Annotated in this window: 1 pseudogene; it reads right to left on the reverse strand. The window is 38.1% G+C overall.

Annotated features, from left to right (window positions below):
• Window positions 1-35 precede the first annotated feature (35 nt).
• Window positions 36-996 (reverse strand): annotated as a pseudogene (locus ACFVSH_RS26690) (IS1595 family transposase).
• Window positions 997-1,353 lie beyond the last annotated feature (357 nt).

Raw genomic sequence — 1,353 nt, forward strand, 5'->3', positions numbered from 1 at the left:
GTTCTTAACATCTGAACTGTTGTATTATTTGATTTTTAACTGGCTGAAATAAGCTTTTGCTCAACTTATTTTTTCAAATGCTAAATGCTTATCTATTTCTAACCAAACCAATAGGGATAGTTATAAAGGTATTTTGTAGTCACGCCTTGGAAACGTCTAATCCACGTTTTCAATCGACTATGAAAGTTATTAACGTGCTGAATATGAAAAATACCTTTCTTCACCCGTAGTTTTTGACGTTCATTGATTGTTTAGTATTGTAAGCCTTTAATGTTGGCAAACTTCTTGTAGTTAGTTACCGTATCAGTGCATAGTAAAGCAGTTGGATGAATATATTTGCCAATCGCTGCATCAATCTCTTCGCTTTGACACGCCCTGTACCGGCTTTTAGAGCAACGATATTATAAATACGGTCTTGTGCGGCCACAACAGCAATTTTTAGGTCAGATATGCCTCTTTTTTCGTCTTTTGCAGTACACTTCTTGGCTATATGGTGTGTAACTTCTTGCCCTTTCATTGACTCAAGAAAGAAAGTCTCGTCAATTTCCACAATACCTTATAATTATTCAAAGTCTACTGAACGAAGTGCATTTAAGATTTTATGTCTCCAATAAAAAGCAGTTGAAATGTGTATTTTTAGGCGTTTAGCAATTTTGGGCAGTGTGTAGCCTTCAACCATCATTTCCATTTACTTTACCCATTTTTCAGGATAGCGTGAGCCTAAAAATGGTGTTTTGGTCATATCGTTAAAGGTCTTATTGCAATCTTTACACAGATAGCGTTGACGTATCTTGTACTTTCCTTTCCGTTTTGCTGCTGTACTCCCACAATGAACCCAAGCCATTCCGCTACTAAAACGAATTTCTTGGATAGTTTTGAGAAGTTCGGTAATCTTATCAGGTTCATCTGGAAATAAGTCGTTTTTAAGTGCTTTAAAAGCTCAAATTGTTCTTCTTTTGTAAGTTCATTTACATCTTCATACACATCTAACCACATACCGTCGCCACCTTAAACATGATTTTATCGACCTATCAATAGGGGGGCAAGAAAGCAACAATTTATGCGAAAACAGCGTTAAAGAAACATTCCAGTTGTTTGGAACGGAAGGCGCGAGACTCCTGCGGGAAACGCGTCCAAGGGAGACCCCACAGGCGTTAAGAGCGCTGTGGAGGCTCCCGGGCCGCCCTCGGAAAGCGAGTGCCTGGAGTGGAAATGAAAGTTCAAATTTCACAAACCCTCAAAAAAGTTCCCGTTGATTTCATAAAACCGTACCAAGAAGGAAAACCTATTTTTGTTTTAGGCTCTTTTCGTAAAGATTGTTGTTTTTAAAACGAAACGATTTAACGTTGATTG

Source organism: Peribacillus sp. NPDC058002 (assembly GCF_042886655.1).
GTDB classification, from domain to species: Bacteria; Bacillota; Bacilli; order Bacillales; family DSM-1321; genus Peribacillus; species Peribacillus aracenensis.